Here is a 16,959-nt window from a genome sequence, read left to right as displayed (position 1 = left end):
GGCCACTGCGGCTGTCATATCGTTTCGGATCCAGTCGTCGTAAAGATGGAGTTATCCGTGGGTTTCCCCGGTTTTAATTCGCTTTTCGCCGATTTTATCGCTTCAGTCCTATATTGAATCGATTTGTTGAGGCTGTATTCACGCCTCACAAAATGCTGCGCATGAACAAGCTGGCTAAAAAACAGTCTGTTGCGCATCGAATATTATTTACCGAGGCGCCTCCTTGGCGCGTCGCTACCGTGAGATAGCCGTCCTCCATGTTTGGTTCCAACGACGACAAGAAGAGCCCAGCTGCGGCTGGCGAGAAAAAAGGCCTGTTCGGATGGCTGCGCAAAAAGCCGCAGGAAACCGTCGTCGAACAGCCGCAAGTCCAACCCGAGCCGGTGCCTGAGCCTGTTCTGCAAGCGGAACCGGCGATTGAGCCCGTGGCCGAGCCTGTCGTCGAGACGCCAGCGCCGGTGGTGCTGCCTATCGCCGAGCCGGTCTTGCAGCCGGAGGTGGAGGCTGCGCCAGAGCCAGAGCCAGAGCATAAGCCGTGGCCGCCATTGCCGGTGGCTGAAGAACCTGTTGCGTTGGTCGAGGATGTGCAGGCCGAACATGTGACGCCGCCGATCCCTGTGGTGGTGGAGCCGGTCCAGGTCGCCGTCGAGCCCCAGCCCGTTGTCGTTGAGCCGGCGCCGTTGGTGGTCGAGCCAGTGGTTGCCGAGCCCGTTGCGGTGGTCGCCGAACCCGTCGCTGTACCTGCTGAAACCAGTAAGACCGGCTTCTTCGCCCGCCTCAAGCAAGGCCTGAGCAAGACCAGCGCGAGCATCGGCGAAGGCATGGCCAGCCTGTTCCTGGGCAAGAAGATCATTGATGACGAGTTGCTCGAAGATATCGAGACCCGCCTGCTGACCGCTGACGTGGGCGTCGAAGCCACTGCCGTGATCATCCAGAGCCTGACCCAGAAGGTGGCGCGCAAGCAGCTCACCGACGCCGACGCGCTTTACAAGTCATTGCAGGCCGAACTGGCTGCCATGCTCAAGCCGGTGGAAGCGCCGCTGGTGATTACCGAGAAAAAACCCTTTGTGATCCTGGTGGTCGGCGTCAACGGCGCCGGCAAGACCACCACCATCGGCAAGCTGGCGAAGAAGCTGCAACTGGAAGGCAAGAAAGTCATGCTCGCCGCCGGTGACACCTTCCGCGCCGCCGCCGTAGAGCAATTGCAGGTGTGGGGCGAGCGCAACAAGATCCCGGTGATCGCCCAGCACACCGGTGCCGATTCCGCCTCGGTGATCTTCGACGCAGTGCAGGCCGCCAAGGCCCGCAACATCGACGTACTGATTGCCGATACCGCTGGTCGCCTGCATACCAAAGACAACTTGATGGAAGAGTTGAAGAAAGTCCGCCGGGTGATGGGCAAGCTCGACGCCGACGCGCCGCACGAGGTGCTGTTGGTGCTGGACGCCGGTACTGGGCAGAACGCCATCAGCCAGGCCAAGCAATTCAACCAGACAGTCCAACTGACTGGCCTGGCGTTGACTAAGCTCGATGGCACGGCCAAGGGTGGGGTGATTTTCGCCCTGGCTAAACAATTCGGGCTGCCGATTCGTTATATCGGTGTAGGCGAAGGTATTGATGACCTGCGCACGTTTGAGGCCGAACCCTTTGTCCAGGCACTGTTTGCCGAGCGGGAGCGTTCATGATTCGTTTTGAACAGGTGGGCAAGCGCTACGCCAACGGGCATGTCGGCTTGCATGAGCTGAGTTTCCGGGTGCGCCGTGGCGAGTTCTTGTTTGTCACCGGTCATTCCGGGGCCGGCAAAAGTACGTTGCTGCGCCTGCTGCTGGCCATGGAGCGCCCGACCACCGGCAAACTGCTGCTGGCAGGCCAGGACCTGGCCACCATCAGCAATGCGCAGATCCCGTTCCTGCGCCGGCAGATCGGCGTGGTGTTCCAGAACCACCAGTTGCTGTTCGATCGCACGGTGTTCAATAACATCGCCCTGCCATTGCAGATCCTCGGGCTGTCCAAGGCCGAGATCGTCAAGCGTGTGGATTCGGCCCTGGAGCGCGTGGCGCTGTCGGACAAGACCGACCTGTATCCCGGCGACCTGTCCACCGGCCAGCAACAGCGCGTCGGCATTGCCCGCGCCATCGTCCATCGCCCGGCCTTGCTGCTGGCGGACGAACCCACCGGTAACCTCGACCCGCGCCTGGCGGCGGAGATCATGGGGGTCTTTGAAGACATCAACCGCCTGGGCACCAGTGTGCTGATTGCCAGTCACGACCTGGCATTGATCGCGCGTATGCGCCATCGCATGTTGACCCTGCAGCGCGGGCGCCTGATCGGTGACGGGGAGGCTGGCGTATGAGTGCCACACGCAGCCCTAAAGTTTCCGAGCGCGTGGCGCCGAAAGCCGCCGACCCGCAACCGCAGAAAAAGAAACGCGACGATGATGACGGTCCTGACTTCAGCACCTTGCTGCACGCCTGGATCGAAAGCCATCGCGCCAGCCTGGTGGACAGCCTGCGCCGCCTGGGCAAGCAGCCGATTGGCAGCTTCTTCACCTGCCTGGTGATGGCCGTGGCGTTGAGCCTGCCGATGGGTTTGTCGTTGCTGCTGAATAATGTCGAGCGCCTGGGCGGTTCCTGGCAGCGCGCGGCGCAGATTTCCCTGTACCTGCAACTGGATGCCAGCGCCACTGAAGGCGAGGCCTTGCGCGAGCAGATCAAGAACCTGCCGGGTGTGGCGGATGCCGAGTACATCAGCCGCGACCAGGCGCTGGAAGAGTTCCAGCAACAGTCCGGCTTGGGTGAGGCGCTCAAGGAGCTGCCGCAGAACCCGCTGCCGGGGGTTGTGCTGGTCACGCCCAATGAAATCGACAAGACGGCCCTTGAAGCATTAAGACAAAAATTGGCTGAACTGCCCAAGGTGCAACAGGCGCAGCTTGATTTAGTGTGGGTCGAGCGTCTGGCGGCGATTCTCAAGCTGGGCGACCGGTTTGTCTTCGGCCTGACGGTGTTGCTGGTTTCTGCATTACTTTTGGTGATAGGCAATACCATTCGTCTTCATATTGAAAACCGCCGCACCGAGATAGAAGTGATTAAACTGGTCGGCGGCACAGACAGCTATGTGCGTCGTCCTTTTCTATATATGGGCGCGCTTTATGGCTTCGGTGCGGGGATTCTGTCCTGGGGCGTCCTGGCGTTTGGCCTGGATTGGCTGAACGACGCGGTAGTCGGCCTGGCCGGATTGTATGGCAGTGACTTTGCCCTGGCTGGCGTACCTGCGGCCGATGGTCTATCACTCTTGCTTGGCGCGGTGTTGTTGGGGTATATCGGTGCTTGGATTGCGGTCGCACGGCATCTACGTGAGCTGGCGCCGAAGTAGTTAATGTCAGATTAATGTGGTTTCGTTTGTATTGACCGTATCAGTGGTTTAGGGAACTTGTCCTACGGTTCCCGGTCAATTTTCGCAGTGCTGAACTGCACGAGTTATGTGAGTCGGAGGTTTTTTCGTATGACCACTTCTTTGCAACCTGCTTATGCTCTGGTCCCGGGTGCGAACCTGGAGGCTTATGTGCACACGGTCAACAGCATTCCATTGCTGACGCCTGAGCAGGAGCGTGAACTGGCCGAGAGTCTCTACTATGAGCAGGATTTGGGGGCGGCTCGGCAGATGGTGCTCGCCCACCTGCGTTTTGTCGTACATATCGCCCGTAGCTATAGCGGCTACGGCCTGGCCCAGGCTGACCTGATCCAGGAAGGCAACGTCGGCCTGATGAAGGCTGTAAAACGCTTCAACCCGGAAATGGGTGTGCGCCTGGTGTCGTTCGCTGTGCACTGGATCAAGGCGGAAATCCACGAGTTCATCCTGCGCAACTGGCGCATCGTGAAAGTGGCGACCACCAAGGCCCAGCGCAAGCTGTTCTTCAACCTGCGCAGCCAGAAGAAACGCCTGGCGTGGCTGAACAACGAGGAAGTCCACCGTGTGGCGGAAAGCCTCGGTGTGGAGCCTCGGGAAGTGCGCGAGATGGAAAGTCGCCTGACCGGCCATGATATGGCCTTCGACCCGGCCGCCGAAGCGGACGACGACAGCGCTTTCCAATCGCCGGCCAACTACCTGGAAGACCACCGGTACGACCCGGCGCGTCAACTGGAAGATGCCGATTGGAGCGACAACTCCAACCACAATCTGCACGAAGCGCTGGAAGTGCTGGACGACCGCAGCCGTGACATCCTCTACCAGCGCTGGCTGGCAGAAGAAAAAGCCACGCTGCACGACTTGGCGCAGAAGTACAACGTGTCGGCCGAGCGTATTCGTCAGCTTGAGAAGAGCGCGATGAATAAGCTGAAATTGTCGATCGCCGCCTAGCACGCTGCGAACGACCAAAAAAATGCCCCGATCGAAAGATCGGGGCATTTTTGTTCGTGCCCGAGAAACCTCAAGCCTTACGCGGTCCAGGGTGTAGGCGCTGGCTGGCCTGCGATCGCGGTGGGTCAGCCAGCCCTATTGGGTGGTGTCAGTTGGCCCTCGGCGCCTGCCGCGTACTGTTCAGCTCATTCAAATAGCCGGTACCACCCAACTGCCCCATCTGCTGACGAATCCAAGCCGCCCGCCGCGCCACATACGCCGTCGGATGGCTGGCACTCCACACCCGTGGATTAGGCAGTACAGCGGCCAGATAGCTGGCCTGCTGCCGCGAAAGTCCCTTGGCACCCACGCCAAAATGATGCCGCGCCGCCGCCTCTGCGCCAAATACCCCTTCATCCCACTCCACGCTGTTGAGGTACACCTCAAGGATCCGCTGCTTGGGCCACAGGATCTCGATCAACCCGGTAAACCAGGCTTCCAGGCCCTTGCGCAAATAACTGCGGCCGGCCCACAGGAACAGGTTCTTCGATACCTGCTGGCTCAGCGTACTGGCACCGCGAATCGAACCGCCGCGCTCGTTATGCAGCAAAGCGGCCTGGATCGCACCAAAGTCAAAGCCCCAATGCTGCGGGAAGCGCTGGTCCTCGCCGGCCATCACCGCGACTTTCAGGTCATCGGAGATCTCATCCCACGGCACCCAGGTCCGTTGCAGGTCAATGGGCTCGCTGTCGATCCAGGATTCGATCTTGCGCTCGACCATCAGTGCGGTGAACGGCGGCGGGACGACACGAAACAGCAGCACCAGCAAAACACTGCCGATGACAAACCATTTCACGACTTTGAGAAAACGACTGAAGAGGACACGCAGCATAGAGATGGCTTGGCCGAACCCGTTGAGCGGGCCATTATACAGACCCTGCCCAATGAGTCTGACTGGAGTTCCTCATGTTGCGTGGCTTTCTGATGCTGGCTGCCTTTTTCGGTTTTACCGGTGTTGCCCTCGGCGCATTTGCCGCCCATGGCCTGAAAAAGAGCCTGAGTGCTGAGTACCTGGCGATTTTCCACACCGGTGTGACCTACCAGTTGGTGCACGCCCTGGCGTTGTTTGGCGTGGCCTTATTGGCCGCGCATATGCCTGGGCGGCTGGTGCTGTGGGCCGGTGTGTCGTTCAGCATCGGTATCCTGTTGTTCTCCGGCAGCCTGTACCTGTTGACCACCATCGGCATCGGCAAACTGGGGATCATCACGCCGTTTGGCGGCCTGGCGTTCCTGATTGGCTGGCTGTGCCTGGGGCTCGCCGCCTGGCGCCTGCAACTGACCGCCTGACGCTTGTAGCTGACCTTCAGGTCACGATCAGGCTAGAATGCTGGCCCCTAAAAACGATGGCGGCCCGTGGCATGCGCATTCAATTGAACGGCGAATCCTATGAACTGCCCGACGGTGAAACCGTCGCGGCCCTGCTGACCCGTCTGGAACTGACCGGACGTCGCGTCGCAGTGGAGCTCAACCAGGATATCGTCCCGCGTAGCCAGCACACCGAAACCGCCCTCACCGAAGGCGACCAGGTCGAAGTGGTCCACGCCATCGGCGGCGGCTAGGCCCGGGGCAACTACCCGAATTCTGCAGAACCTCACCCCAACTCGAGGATTTCCCATGAGCATCGTTCGTAGCGACAAGCCCTTCGTCCTGGCCGGTCGTACTTACCAGTCGCGTTTGCTGGTAGGCACCGGCAAGTACCGCGACATGGAAGAAACCCGCCTGGCTATCGAAGCCTCGGGCGCCGAAATCGTGACAGTGGCCGTGCGCCGCACCAATATCGGCCAGAACCCGGGCGAACCGAACCTGCTGGATATCCTGCCGCCGGATCGCTACACCATCCTGCCGAACACTGCCGGTTGCTACGACGCCATCGAAGCCGTGCGCACCTGCCGCCTGGCCCGTGAGCTGCTCGACGGCCACAACCTGGTGAAGCTGGAAGTGCTGGCGGACCAGAAAACCCTGTTCCCCAACGTGATCGAAACCCTCAAGGCCGCCGAAACCCTGGTCAAGGAAGGTTTCGACGTGATGGTCTACACCAGCGATGACCCGATCATCGCCCGCCAACTGGCCGAGATCGGCTGCATCGCGGTGATGCCACTGGCCGGCCTGATCGGCACTGGCCTGGGGATCTGCAACCCGTACAACCTGCAGATCATCCTCGAAGAAGCCAAGATCCCGGTGCTGGTGGATGCCGGCGTCGGTACCGCGTCCGATGCCACCATTGCCATGGAGCTGGGCTGCGAAGCGGTGCTGATGAACTCGGCCATCGCCAACGCACAACAGCCGATCATGATGGCCGAAGCCATGAAACACGCGATTGTCGCCGGCCGCCTGGCGTATCTCGCCGGGCGTATGCCGAAAAAACTTTACGCCAGCGCCTCCTCGCCGCTGGATGGTCTGATCAAGTAAGAGCCATTGATGACTGAATCAAACGAAACGCCGAACCCCGTGGAAGAAGGCGACGAGTCCAAGCACCGCCGCATCAAGAGTTTTGTGATGCGTGCCGGGCGCATGACCGAAGGCCAGCAAAAGGGCCTCGACCAAGGCGCGCCGCTGTTCGTCCTGCCCCTGGCTGACGCGCCGGTGGACTTTGACCAGGTGTTTGGCCGTTCTGCCCCGCGCTCCCTGGAGATCGGCTTCGGCATGGGCCATTCCCTGCTGGAAATGGCTGCAGCGTCGCCCGAGCAAGACTTTATCGGTGTGGAAGTGCACCGTCCGGGCGTGGGCGCACTGCTCAACGGCGTGCTGACCCAGGGCCTGAAAAACCTGCGGGTCTATGACTGCGACGCGATCGAAGTGCTCAACCGCTGCATCGCCGACAACAGCCTCGACCGCCTGATGCTGTTTTTCCCGGATCCATGGCACAAGAGCCGTCACCACAAGCGCCGTATCGTCCAGGCGTCCTTCGCGGAGCTGGTGCGCAGCAAACTCAAGGTCGGCGGCATCCTGCACATGGCCACCGATTGGGAACCGTATGCGGAGTACATGCTGGAAGTGATGAACGTCGCCCCTGGCTACCGCAACCTGGCCGAAGATGGTCAGTGCGTACCACGCCCGGCCGAGCGTCCGATCACCAAGTTCGAACGCCGTGGCGAGCGATTGGGGCATGGGGTTTGGGATTTGAAGTTCGAAAAGCTGGCGTAATCAGCTAGCAAGCTGAAATGCGATTAACTGCGGGAGCTGGCTTGCCGGCGATAGCATCACTTCGGTGTCACTGATACACCGAGGTGCTTGCATCGCAGGCAAGCCAGCTCCCACAGTTGTTTTGTGGTGGGCTTTGAGTCAGCGGCGGTCGGCAACCACGCCAATCAACACCAGCACCACCAACAGCACCGGTGCCAGGCTGTAGTTATTGAACTGGCTCAACCCCCGCACAATCCAGGGTGTGGCGTAGATCAGCGCAGCACCGCTGCCGATCATGCACAGCAGGGCCATCAACGGTACGCGCAAGGCGCCGGCGATGTTGCCCAGGCGTGCTTCGACCCAACCCTTGATATCGGCGCCGAATAGCACCAACAGGCAGCCTACCAGCGCCAGGGAGATTTCCGACAGGTTGCTACGGCTCCAGCGGGATACGGTGGCGAGCAGGTCGAGTACCAGATCCATTCGATTTCCTTAGAGCGATCAGCTCAAAAACTTCTGCAGCAGGTCATTGAGAAAGAGTTGCCCACGGTCCGTGGCCGCCAGGCGTGACGGTTCGACCTGCAATAAGCCACTTTGTTCGGCATCCCTGCGGGCTTGTTCCAGGCTGGCCAAGTCCAGGCCGGTGCGCTCGGCATACAGCCTGGCTTCGACGCCCTCGGTCAGGCGCAGGGCGTTCATCAGGAACTCAAAGGGCAATTCTTCATTGGTCAGCTCTTTCGACCCGGCCTGGAAGGTTTTTGCCGGGTTGAGGTAGTCCTTCGGTGCGCGGGTCTTCCAGGTGCGCACGATGCGCCCGTCTGGATGGCTGAGCTTGCCGTGGGCGCCGGCGCCGATGCCGATAAAGTCGCCAAAACTCCAGTAATTGAGGTTATGCCGCGCGGGCCGGCCCGGCTGGGCGTAGGCCGAGACTTCATATTGCGCGTAGCCGTGTTCGGCGAGCAGGGCCTGGCCGGCTTCCTGGATATCCCACAGGGTGTCGTCTTCCGGCAGCGTCGGCGGCTGGTTCCAGAACACAGTGTTGGGTTCCAGGGTCAGTTGGTACCACGACAGGTGGGTCGGCTTGAGCGCAATCGCCTGGCGCAGGTCGCCCAGGGCGTCGTCCAGGGATTGGTCGGGCAAACCGTGCATCAGGTCCAGGTTGAAGTTATCAAAGCCGGCCTGGCGTGCCATGCCGGCGGCGCGTACGGCTTCGTCGCCATTGTGGATGCGGCCCAGGGCCTTGAGCTTGTCCTGCTGGAAGCTCTGGATGCCAATCGACAGGCGATTGATCCCCAGCTTGCGGTAGGCGACGAACTTCTCTTGCTCGAAGGTGCCGGGGTTGGCTTCCAGGGTGATCTCGATGTCGCGGGCAAACCGGATACGTTGCTCCACGCCCTCCAGCAACCGCCCCAGCGCCGCAGCACTGAACAGGCTTGGCGTGCCGCCGCCAAAGAAGATCGAACTCAGCTCGCGACCATACACCGCGTGCAGGTCCTGATCCAGGTCCGCCAGCAACGCGTCGACATACTCTTCTTCCGGCAGCACCTTGCTGGCGGTGTGGGAGTTGAAGTCGCAATAGGGGCATTTACGCACGCACCACGGGATGTGGATGTACAGCGCCAGGGGCGGCAGCACTGGCAGGGCCGCCCGAGGTGTTTGCGCGCCACCGAGGATCAGGGGCTGCGCGGAGGTGTTCTGGGTCATTTCAAGCCCAGACGCTGGCGCAGCAAATCCATTGCGCGGGCGCGGTGGCTGATCTGGTTCTTGTCGGCGGGGCTCAGTTCGGCGCTGGACACATTGCGCTCCGGCACCCAGAACAGCGGGTCATAGCCAAACCCGTGCTCGCCGCTGGCCGCGTGCAGGATGCGCCCGTGCCACAAACCTTCGCAGAGAATCGGCAGCGGGTCGTCGGCATGCCGCACCAGGGCCAGCACACAGACAAACTGCGCGCCGCGCATCGCGTCCGGCACGTCCTTGAGGGCGTCCAGCAGCTTGGCGTTGTTCGCCGCGTCGCCTTTGCCGTCGGCATAGCGCGCCGAGTAGATGCCGGGGGCGCCGCCGAGGAAGTCCACGGCCAGGCCGGAGTCGTCGGCCAGTGCCGGCAGCCCGGAAATGCGCGCGGCATTGCGGGCCTTGAGGATGGCGTTCTCGACGAACGACAGGCCGGTTTCCTCCGGCTCCACCTGGCTGAACTCGCCAATCGAGCGCAGTTGCACCGATTCGCCGAGCATGGCCTGGAGTTCCTTGAGTTTGCCGGCGTTATGGCTGGCCAGTACGAGTTGTGTCAGGTTCATTATTCGGCCGGGAACAGTTCTTGGGTGAAACTGAAGCCGTGGGCTTTGCCACCGGTTTCAACATTGATGGTAAAGGTGCGGAACTCCTGCTGCGGCACCGAGTAGGGGGCGAGGTAGTAGATCGCGCCTTTTTCGGTGATTTGCTTGAAGGTCAGCATTTCACTCTTGCCGGTCAAGTCCTTGATCGTGCCGGTCACTTGGGCCGCCACGGGCTCCACGCCCTTGATCACCGAGACATTGATCATGCCCTTGTTCTTGCTGCGCACCACGCCCACGGCCTGGGCCGTCTCGGGTTGCAGGAAGCTGGAGGTGAAGGTGCTGTAGTGCACGGTGATATCACCAAACGCCTTCTGCCGATTGCTGTCGATAGGGCCGGCGGCCATGGCGCTGGCGCCAAGGCAGGCGGTGAGTAGAAAAATAGCCAGGCGACTCATGATCGTCCTCCTCGAAAATGGTTAGACGGCAATCTGATGATCGGTCAGGCCAGGACTGCTGACCCGATAAATCCCGATTTCACCTAAAAGATTAGGCCATAGCTTACTTGCCCAGCCGTGGCGATGCTGTTGATCGACGGCAAGGCGATTGATCACCTTGGCTTCGCGCCCGCTGCACAGCGCTTCGAAGTCCTCGAAGGTGCAGAAGTGAATATTGGGCGTGTTGTACCAGGTGTACGGCAGGAAGTCCGATACCGGCATCCGGCCCTTGGTGGCCAGGTACCAGCGGCAGCGCCAGTGGCCGAAGTTGGGGAAGGTGATGATGCACTGGCGGCCGACGCGCAGCATTTCGTCGAGGATCCGGTCCGGGTAATGCACAGCCTGCAGGGCCTGGGTCATCACCACGATATCGAAGCTGTTGCTGGCAAAGTTGCCCAGGCCCTTGTCCAGGTCCTGCTCGATTACGTTGATGCCCTTGGCCACGCACTGGGCGATGTTGTCCGGGTCGTTTTCCAGGCCATAGCCGGTGACTTGCTTGTTGTCGCGCAGCCAGCTCAGCAGTTCGCCATCGCCGCAACCCAGGTCGAGCACGCGGCTGCCGGCGGGGATCCAGTCTTGGATGATTTCCAGGTCGGCTCTCATGGCGTTCTCACAAAGTTATGCGGTTCATGTAATTGCTGAAGGCCTGCAGATAGCGCGGGATCGGGATCAGGAAGGCATCGTGGCCCTGCGGTGCGTCGATCTCCAGGTAGCAGACGTCTTTGCGCGCAGCCATCAGCGCATCCACCAGCTCCCGCGCAACGGGCCGGCGAGAAGCGCCAGTCGGTGGTGAATGACATCACGCAGAACTTGGCCGTGGCGCCTTCGAAGGTCTTCGCCAGGTCGTCATCAAAGTTTGCCGCCGGGTCGAAGTAGTCCAGGGCCTTGGTCATCAGCAGGTAGGTATTGGCGTCGAAACGCCCGGAAAACTCCTCGCCCTGGTAACGCAGGTAGCTTTCGACCTGGAATTCGACGCTGTGGAAGTCGTAGTTGAGCTTCTCGCTCTTGAGCCCACGGCCGAATTTTTCGCCCATGGAGTCATCCGACAGGTAGGTGATATGTCCGACCATCCGCGCCAGCATCAAGCCGCGCTTGGGGATCACCCCGGCTTCCTGGAATGAACCGCCGTGGAACTCGGGGTCGGTGAGGATCGCCTGGCGCGCCACTTCGTTGAAGGCGATGTTCTGTGCCGACAACTTCGGGGCCGAGGCGATGGCCAGGCAATGGCGCACGCGGTCGGGGTAGGTAATGGTCCATTGCAGGGCCTGCATGCCGCCCAGGCTGCCGCCGATCACCGCTGCCCATTGCTGGATGCCCAGCCGGTCGGCCAGGCGTGCCTGGCTGTGCACCCAGTCTTCCACGGTCAGTACCGGGAAGTCGGCGCCAAACGGCTTGCCGGTTTCCGGGTTGAGGCTGCTGGGGCCGGTGGAGCCGTTGCAGCCGCCGAGGTTGTTCAGGCTGACCACAAAGAACTTGTTGGTGTCGATGGGTTTGCCAGGGCCGATGCAGCTGTCCCACCAGCCGGGCTTGCGCTCGTCGGCGCTGTGGTAGCCGGCGGCGTGATGATGGCCCGACAGGGCGTGACAGATCAGCACGGCGTTGCTGGCCGTGGCGTTCAACGCACCGTAGGTTTCATAGATCAGGTCATAGGCCGGCAGCGACCGCCCGCAGGCCAGGGCCAGGGGTTCGCTGAAGTGCGCCACTTGGGGCACGACCAGTCCAACAGAATCGGGGGGAAAGGCAGTTGGCATCGACCCTGCTCTCGTTTAAATGAGGCGTAAGTCTAAAGAGCGGGGGGCCTAGCGGCAAGCGAAGGCCTGCATGGATTCACTTCAAGACACAGTTACAAAAATGTGGGGGCTTGCCTGCCCCCACATGTTGTCCTGCGCAGCCCGCAAACAGTCGTCAGATCAGCAAGCGCAGGATGTCCGGCATCATGGTCATTGCCGCCAGGTTGTTGATCACCAGCATGTCCAGGAGCTTGAGTACCATGAACGCGAGGATCGGCGAGATATCCAGGCCGCCGAGGTTCGGCAGGATCTTGCGGAATGGCGCCAGGGCCGGCTCGCAGATCTGGTTGACCAGTTCGGCGCCAGGGTTATGGCTGCCCGGTGCGACCCAGGACAGAATCACGCTGATGATCAGTGCAAAGAAGAAAATCTTCAGGAACAGCGCGGTCACGCCGATCAGGGCCCAGACCAGCAGTTGCAGGAAGTTGCCCATGGTGCCGTAGGTCAGCAGCAGCGTCAGGGCCATCAGCGCCAGTTGCACCAGGATCGCCAGCACCAGCGACGACATGTCCAGGCCGAACAGGCTCGGGATTACCCGGCGCAGCGGCTTGAGCAGCGGCTGGGTGGCCTTCACGGCGAATTGGCAGAGCGGGTTGTAGAAGTTGGCGCGTACCAGTTGCAGGACAAAGCGCAACAGCACGATCAGCAGGTAAAGGCTGCCGAGGGTTTGCAGTACATAGACGGCAGCGGTGTTCAAACCAATCATATTGGCTCCTTATTGACCCAGTTGTTCGGCAAGTTCAGCCGAGCGGTGCGCGGCGGCACCCAGTGCTTTTTCGACCAGGGCTTCAAAGCCCCCGGCCTGGAATGATTCGATGGCCGCCTGTGTGGTGCCATTGGGCGAGGTCACGCGCCGACGCAATTCGGCCGCATCCACATCGCTGGAGACCACCATATGTGCGGCGCCGAGGGCGGTTTGCTGGGTCAGTTGCTCAGCGATTTCCCGTGGCAGGCCCAGCTTCACGCCGGCGGCGGTCATGGCTTCGACCAGCAGGAAGAAATACGCCGGGCCACTGCCGGACACGGCGGTGACGGCGTCCAGTTGCTGCTCTTCTTCCAGCCACAGGGCCACACCCACGGCCGACAACAGCTCCTGGGCCTGCTCACGCTGGGCGGCGCTCACTTGGGCGGTGGCGTACAGGCCGCTGACACCCTGGCGCAGCAGCGATGGGGTGTTGGGCATGCAGCGCACGATGGGCTGGGCGCCGAGCCAGTTGTTCATGCTGGCGCAGTTGATACCGGCGGCAATCGACACCACCAGTTGCTGCGGCGCCAGGCTTGGGCGCAAGGCTTCGCACACGGCTTTCATGGCCTGTGGCTTGACCGCCAGTACGATCACGTCGACGCCCTGGATGGCTTCGGCGTTGTCGGCGAAGGTTTCGATACCGTGTTCTGCGCTCACCCGGGCACGGGTCTCGGCGCCCGGATCGCTGGCGCGAATCTGCGAGGCTTGCAGGCCCTTGGCCCGCAGGCCACCGATCAGGCTGGCCGCCATGTTACCGGCGCCGATAAAGGCTATACGCGTGCTGCTCATGACAGGTCCTTACTCAGATGGAAGTCAGCCATTTCATGGCTGGCCGTAGTCGCGGGCACCAAACAGCGCGGTACCGATCCGCACCCAGGTGGCCCCTTGGGCAATGGCCGACTCAAGGTCATGGCTCATGCCCATGGAAAGTGTGTCGAGCCCCAGGTCCAGGCTCGCTTGCAAGTCACGCACTGCGGCAAACGCCGCATCTTGCTGTGCACGGTCGTCAGTGGGCTCGGGGATCGCCATCAGGCCGCGCAGCTTCAAGCGGGGCAGGGCCTGGATCGCCTCGGCCAGCGCTGGCAGGTCGGCGGGTGTACAGCCGGACTTGCTGGCTTCGCCACTGACATTGACCTGAATGCAGATATTGAGCGGCGGCAGGTCGGCCGGGCGTTGTTCGGACAGGCGTTGGGCAATTTTCAGGCGGTCCACGGAATGCACCCAAGCGAAGTTCTCGGCGATAGCGCGTGTCTTGTTCGATTGAATGGGGCCGATGAAGTGCCAACTCAAGGGCAGATCGGTTAAATCGGCCTGTTTGCCCAGGGCTTCCTGCAGGTAGTTCTCGCCGAAGTCGCGCATCCCGGCGGCGTAGGCTTCGCGCACGGCTTGCGCGGGTTTGGTCTTGCTCACGGCCAGCAAGTGCACGCTGGTTTCATCGCGTTGCACGGCCTGGGCCGCGGCACGGATCCGCTCGGTAACCAGGCCGATATTGTCTGCTATGGTCGACATTAAAGTTGCGCCCGCGGATATGGAGTCCGCGGCATTCTACTGGAAATGGATAGCCCTATGGACATCACTGAACTGCTGGCCGCAAGCGTCAGCCAGGGCGCCTCCGACCTGCATCTGTCGGCAGGCTTGGCGCCGAGGATGCGCGTCGATGGCGAGGTACTGCCACTGGATTGGCCGGTGCTGAGTGCTACGCAAGTAGCGGACTTGCTCAGCCCGATCCTCCATAAACACCAGCAAAAGGATTTCGAAACATCTCTTGAAACGGATTTTTCCTTCGATTTGCCTGGCGTCGCGCGCTTTCGCGCCAACGTGTTCTGCCAGCACCGGGGGCTGGGGGCGGTGTTCCGTGCGATCCCCTCTCGGGTCCAGAGCCTGGAAGCCCTGGGGCTGGGGGACATATTCCGGCGCATCGCCGAATTGCCCAGAGGGCTGGTGCTGGTGACTGGTGCCACGGGCTCGGGCAAGTCCACCACCCTGGCGGCGATGGTCGATTACCTCAACAGCACCCGTCAGCAGCACATCCTGACCCTTGAAGACCCTATCGAGTTTGTCCACGAACCGCGTAAAGCGCTGATCAGCCAACGCCAGGTGCACCGCGACACCCACAGTTTCTCGACGGCCCTGCGTTCGGCGTTGCGCGAAGACCCGGATGTGATCCTGGTTGGCGAGTTGCGCGACCTGGAAACCATCCGCCTGGCCCTGACGGCGTCGGAAACCGGGCACTTGGTGTTTGGCACCCTGCACACCAGTTCGGCGGCGAAAACCGTGGATCGGCTGGTGGATGTGTTTCCGGCGGGGGAAAAGGCCATGGTCCGCTCGATGCTCTCGGAATCGCTGCAGGCGGTGGTGTCCCAGGTGTTGCTGAAGAAAGTCGGCGGCGGGCGCGTGGCGGCCCATGAAATCATGCTCGGCACACCGGCGATCCGCAACCTGATCCGCGAGGACAAGGTGGCGCAGTTGTATTCGGCGATTCAGACGGGCGGGGCGCTGGGGATGAAGACGTTGGATATGAGCTTGAAGGGGTTGGTCAGTCAGGGACTGGTCAGGCTTGAAGAGGCCCGGGAGCAGGCGCGGGTGCCCGCAGATATATAGGATGTGGGAGCTGGCTTGCCTGCGATGCAGGCAACTCGGTGTGTCAGTCACACTGAGGTGATGCTATCGCAGGCAAGCCAGCTCCCACACAAGCCAGCATTCACATTTGCATTTACTGTCAGCGCTGCACAATCCGCAGGTTGTTCTGCTCTTTGGGCAGCACGCGCTTGGCAATCACGTAGTTCTTGTTCCAGAACGGCTTTTTCAGGGTGTCGATGCTGACCGACTTGCCACGGCGCGGTGCGTGGATAAAGCGGTCGTTGCCCAGGTAGATGGCAACATGGTTGACCTGGCGGCTCTTGAGCTTGAAGAACAACAGGTCGCCGGGCTTCAGATCCTTGCGATCGACCTTCTGCCCGTGGCCGCTGGCCATGGCGTTGGAGGTGCGTGGCAAATCCACTGCAGCCACATCATTGAAGGCGTATTTCACCAGGCCGCTGCAATCAAAGCCTTTACTTGGGCTACTGCCGCCCCAACGATAAGGGGTACCGAGCACGTTGACGGCACGGCTCAAGACTTTGCTGCTTTGCTGGTTATTGCTCGCTACCAGGCCCGGAACTGCTTTAACGTTGGCCTTGCTCAGCTGAGTCGGGCGCTTGACGGTGAGCTTTGCCGATTTGGCGGAGGTGGTAGTGGCGTGAACTTTAGGGGTAAAACCATTAACGTTCGGAAGTCGTTGCTCACGATTGGTGGCGTGGGCGGCCAGTGGCATCAATAGGCAAATGGTTAGCCATGTCTTTAAAAATGGTCGCATAAGGCAGGCTCTTGTTGGTTTGCGCGCAACTTTATAACAGCTTTTAGTGTCTTTCTCAGGCCGTCTGTCGACTGAACCTTGACGTCAAAATCAGGAAAACCGCGACGAACTGTCGCAATTGTCCTACACAAGTCAGGCGGTATAAGGCTTTGAGGGAAGCGACGATAACATTTGCCGTACGTCGGGTGCCTGTAAAAAAGTCACAAAGAAACCAGAAATATTTATCTATCGAGGCTAAAGAGGTCATTCATGAACACCTATCGACAGGATGTTTCGCAACAGGACACCCATAGCAAGGTGATCGGTTACCTGCTCTGGATCTTCGGTTTTACCGGGGCACACCGCTTTTACTACGGCAAGCCGGTGACCGGGACGATCTGGTTCTTCACCTTTGGTTTGCTGGGTATTGGCTGGCTGATCGACCTGTTCCTGATCCCGGCGATGGACCGTGAAGCCGACCTGCGTTTTACCGCCGGGCCGATCGAGTACAACGTGGCCTGGATTCTTCTGACGTTTCTTGGGGTGTTTGGCTTGCACCGCATGTATCAGGGCAAATGGCTCACCGGCCTGTTGTATCTGGTAACGGGCGGCTTGTTCCTGGTCGGCGTGCTGTATGACTTCTGGACGCTGAATACGCAGGTTTCGATCCGCAATGCCGAGCGGCTGGGCGGGCGCTAAGCCTGGCTAGGCTCATGTGGGCACGGTCAAATGTGGGAGCAGGCTTGCCTGCGATGCGGGCACCTCGGTATGTCAGTGGCACTGAGGTGATGCAATCGCAGGCAAG

The 16,959-nt window shown here is 60.9% G+C and carries 20 protein-coding genes and 1 pseudogene; 10 read left to right on the top strand and 11 right to left on the bottom strand.

What is annotated here, in order from left to right; translation table 11 throughout:
- Positions 1–257 precede the first annotated feature (257 nt).
- The 4 genes from ftsY (at position 258) to rpoH (ending at position 4,356) form a co-directional block, all read left to right on the top strand.
- Positions 258–1,685 (top strand): signal recognition particle-docking protein FtsY, encoded by a 1,428-nt coding sequence (gene ftsY, locus PSH80_RS25350; protein WP_128593391.1) that lies wholly within the window; start codon positions 258–260, stop codon positions 1,683–1,685.
- Positions 1,682–2,353: a cell division ATP-binding protein FtsE gene (gene ftsE, locus PSH80_RS25345; protein ID WP_003213784.1), complete on the top strand. Its 672-nt coding sequence runs from the start codon at positions 1,682–1,684 to the stop codon at positions 2,351–2,353. The genes ftsY and ftsE overlap by 4 nt, the downstream gene beginning before the upstream one ends.
- On the top strand, positions 2,350–3,372 hold the full coding sequence (gene ftsX / locus PSH80_RS25340; RefSeq protein ID WP_057440383.1) for a permease-like cell division protein FtsX: 1,023 nt from the start codon (positions 2,350–2,352) through the stop codon (positions 3,370–3,372). The genes ftsE and ftsX overlap by 4 nt, the downstream gene beginning before the upstream one ends.
- A gap of 129 nt (positions 3,373–3,501) precedes the next feature.
- Positions 3,502–4,356, top strand: coding sequence for an RNA polymerase sigma factor RpoH (gene rpoH / locus PSH80_RS25335; protein WP_003176698.1), 855 nt, complete (start codon positions 3,502–3,504; stop codon positions 4,354–4,356).
- 148 nt (positions 4,357–4,504) lie between these two features.
- Here the strand turns inward: rpoH and mtgA are convergent, their stop codons facing one another.
- Entirely contained in the window at positions 4,505–5,227 is a 723-nt protein-coding gene (gene mtgA / locus PSH80_RS25330; protein WP_057960890.1) for a monofunctional biosynthetic peptidoglycan transglycosylase, read from the bottom strand.
- Positions 5,228–5,301: 74 nt separating this feature from the next.
- On the opposite strand from mtgA, the gene PSH80_RS25325 reads away from it, so the two are divergent.
- The 4 genes from PSH80_RS25325 (at position 5,302) to trmB (ending at position 7,539) form a co-directional block, all read left to right on the top strand.
- Positions 5,302–5,682 (top strand): DUF423 domain-containing protein, encoded by a 381-nt coding sequence (locus PSH80_RS25325; RefSeq protein WP_057440381.1) that lies wholly within the window; start codon positions 5,302–5,304, stop codon positions 5,680–5,682.
- Positions 5,683–5,753: 71 nt separating this feature from the next.
- Positions 5,754–5,954, top strand: coding sequence for a sulfur carrier protein ThiS (gene thiS, locus PSH80_RS25320; RefSeq protein WP_162947777.1), 201 nt, complete (start codon positions 5,754–5,756; stop codon positions 5,952–5,954).
- A gap of 55 nt (positions 5,955–6,009) precedes the next feature.
- Positions 6,010–6,804 (top strand): thiazole synthase, encoded by a 795-nt coding sequence (locus PSH80_RS25315; RefSeq protein WP_017845016.1) that lies wholly within the window; start codon positions 6,010–6,012, stop codon positions 6,802–6,804.
- 9 nt (positions 6,805–6,813) lie between these two features.
- Complete coding sequence (gene trmB / locus PSH80_RS25310) at positions 6,814–7,539, top strand: tRNA (guanosine(46)-N7)-methyltransferase TrmB (RefSeq protein WP_057440379.1); 726 nt, start codon at positions 6,814–6,816, stop codon at positions 7,537–7,539.
- 138 nt (positions 7,540–7,677) lie between these two features.
- Here trmB and PSH80_RS25305 read toward each other — a convergent pair whose 3' ends face one another.
- From PSH80_RS25305 to PSH80_RS25265, 9 genes and pseudogenes are all read right to left on the bottom strand, one after another.
- Entirely contained in the window at positions 7,678–8,001 is a 324-nt protein-coding gene (locus PSH80_RS25305) for a DUF3392 domain-containing protein (protein WP_029300493.1), read from the bottom strand.
- Between the two features lie 18 nt (positions 8,002–8,019).
- On the bottom strand, positions 8,020–9,222 hold the full coding sequence (gene hemW / locus PSH80_RS25300) for a radical SAM family heme chaperone HemW (RefSeq protein WP_225923823.1): 1,203 nt from the start codon (positions 9,220–9,222) through the stop codon (positions 8,020–8,022).
- Positions 9,219–9,815, bottom strand: a complete 597-nt coding sequence (gene rdgB / locus PSH80_RS25295) for an RdgB/HAM1 family non-canonical purine NTP pyrophosphatase (protein ID WP_027606096.1) — start codon at positions 9,813–9,815, stop codon at positions 9,219–9,221. Before rdgB ends, hemW begins: the two co-directional genes overlap by 4 nt.
- On the bottom strand, positions 9,812–10,246 hold the full coding sequence (locus PSH80_RS25290) for a DUF4426 domain-containing protein (RefSeq protein ID WP_029300487.1): 435 nt from the start codon (positions 10,244–10,246) through the stop codon (positions 9,812–9,814). The genes rdgB and PSH80_RS25290 overlap by 4 nt, the downstream gene beginning before the upstream one ends.
- 21 nt (positions 10,247–10,267) lie before the next feature.
- Positions 10,268–10,888: a methionine biosynthesis protein MetW gene (gene metW, locus PSH80_RS25285; RefSeq protein WP_029300485.1), complete on the bottom strand. Its 621-nt coding sequence runs from the start codon at positions 10,886–10,888 to the stop codon at positions 10,268–10,270.
- Positions 10,889–10,895: 7 nt separating this feature from the next.
- Positions 10,896–12,036 (bottom strand): annotated as a pseudogene (locus PSH80_RS25280) (homoserine O-acetyltransferase).
- A gap of 154 nt (positions 12,037–12,190) precedes the next feature.
- The gene (locus tag PSH80_RS25275) at positions 12,191–12,781 is read right to left on the bottom strand and encodes a YggT family protein (protein WP_057440376.1); all 591 of its coding nucleotides are present in this window, start codon (positions 12,779–12,781) and stop codon (positions 12,191–12,193) included.
- A 9-nt stretch (positions 12,782–12,790) separates the two neighbouring features.
- Positions 12,791–13,609 (bottom strand): pyrroline-5-carboxylate reductase, encoded by an 819-nt coding sequence (proC, locus tag PSH80_RS25270; RefSeq protein ID WP_057440375.1) that lies wholly within the window; start codon positions 13,607–13,609, stop codon positions 12,791–12,793.
- Between the two features lie 33 nt (positions 13,610–13,642).
- On the bottom strand, positions 13,643–14,329 hold the full coding sequence (locus PSH80_RS25265; RefSeq protein ID WP_057960885.1) for a YggS family pyridoxal phosphate-dependent enzyme: 687 nt from the start codon (positions 14,327–14,329) through the stop codon (positions 13,643–13,645).
- 57 nt (positions 14,330–14,386) lie between these two features.
- On the opposite strand from PSH80_RS25265, the gene PSH80_RS25260 reads away from it, so the two are divergent.
- Positions 14,387–15,421 carry a type IV pilus twitching motility protein PilT gene (locus PSH80_RS25260; protein ID WP_120734288.1) on the top strand — a complete coding sequence of 345 codons (1,035 nt, stop codon included), beginning with the start codon at positions 14,387–14,389 and terminating at the stop codon, positions 15,419–15,421.
- Between the two features lie 118 nt (positions 15,422–15,539).
- Here the strand turns inward: PSH80_RS25260 and PSH80_RS25255 are convergent, their stop codons facing one another.
- Complete coding sequence (locus tag PSH80_RS25255; RefSeq protein WP_057440373.1) at positions 15,540–16,175, bottom strand: C40 family peptidase; 636 nt, start codon at positions 16,173–16,175, stop codon at positions 15,540–15,542.
- 249 nt (positions 16,176–16,424) lie between these two features.
- On the opposite strand from PSH80_RS25255, the gene PSH80_RS25250 reads away from it, so the two are divergent.
- Positions 16,425–16,853, top strand: a complete 429-nt coding sequence (locus tag PSH80_RS25250) for a TM2 domain-containing protein (RefSeq protein ID WP_057440372.1) — start codon at positions 16,425–16,427, stop codon at positions 16,851–16,853.
- The last annotated feature ends 106 nt before the right edge of the window (positions 16,854–16,959 follow it).

The organism is Pseudomonas sp. FP818, from assembly GCF_030687335.1.
In the GTDB taxonomy this organism is placed as follows: Bacteria; Pseudomonadota; Gammaproteobacteria; order Pseudomonadales; family Pseudomonadaceae; genus Aquipseudomonas; species Aquipseudomonas shahriarae.
Note: the sequence above shows the minus strand (reverse complement) of the source record. Positions and strands in the feature narration are given on the sequence as shown.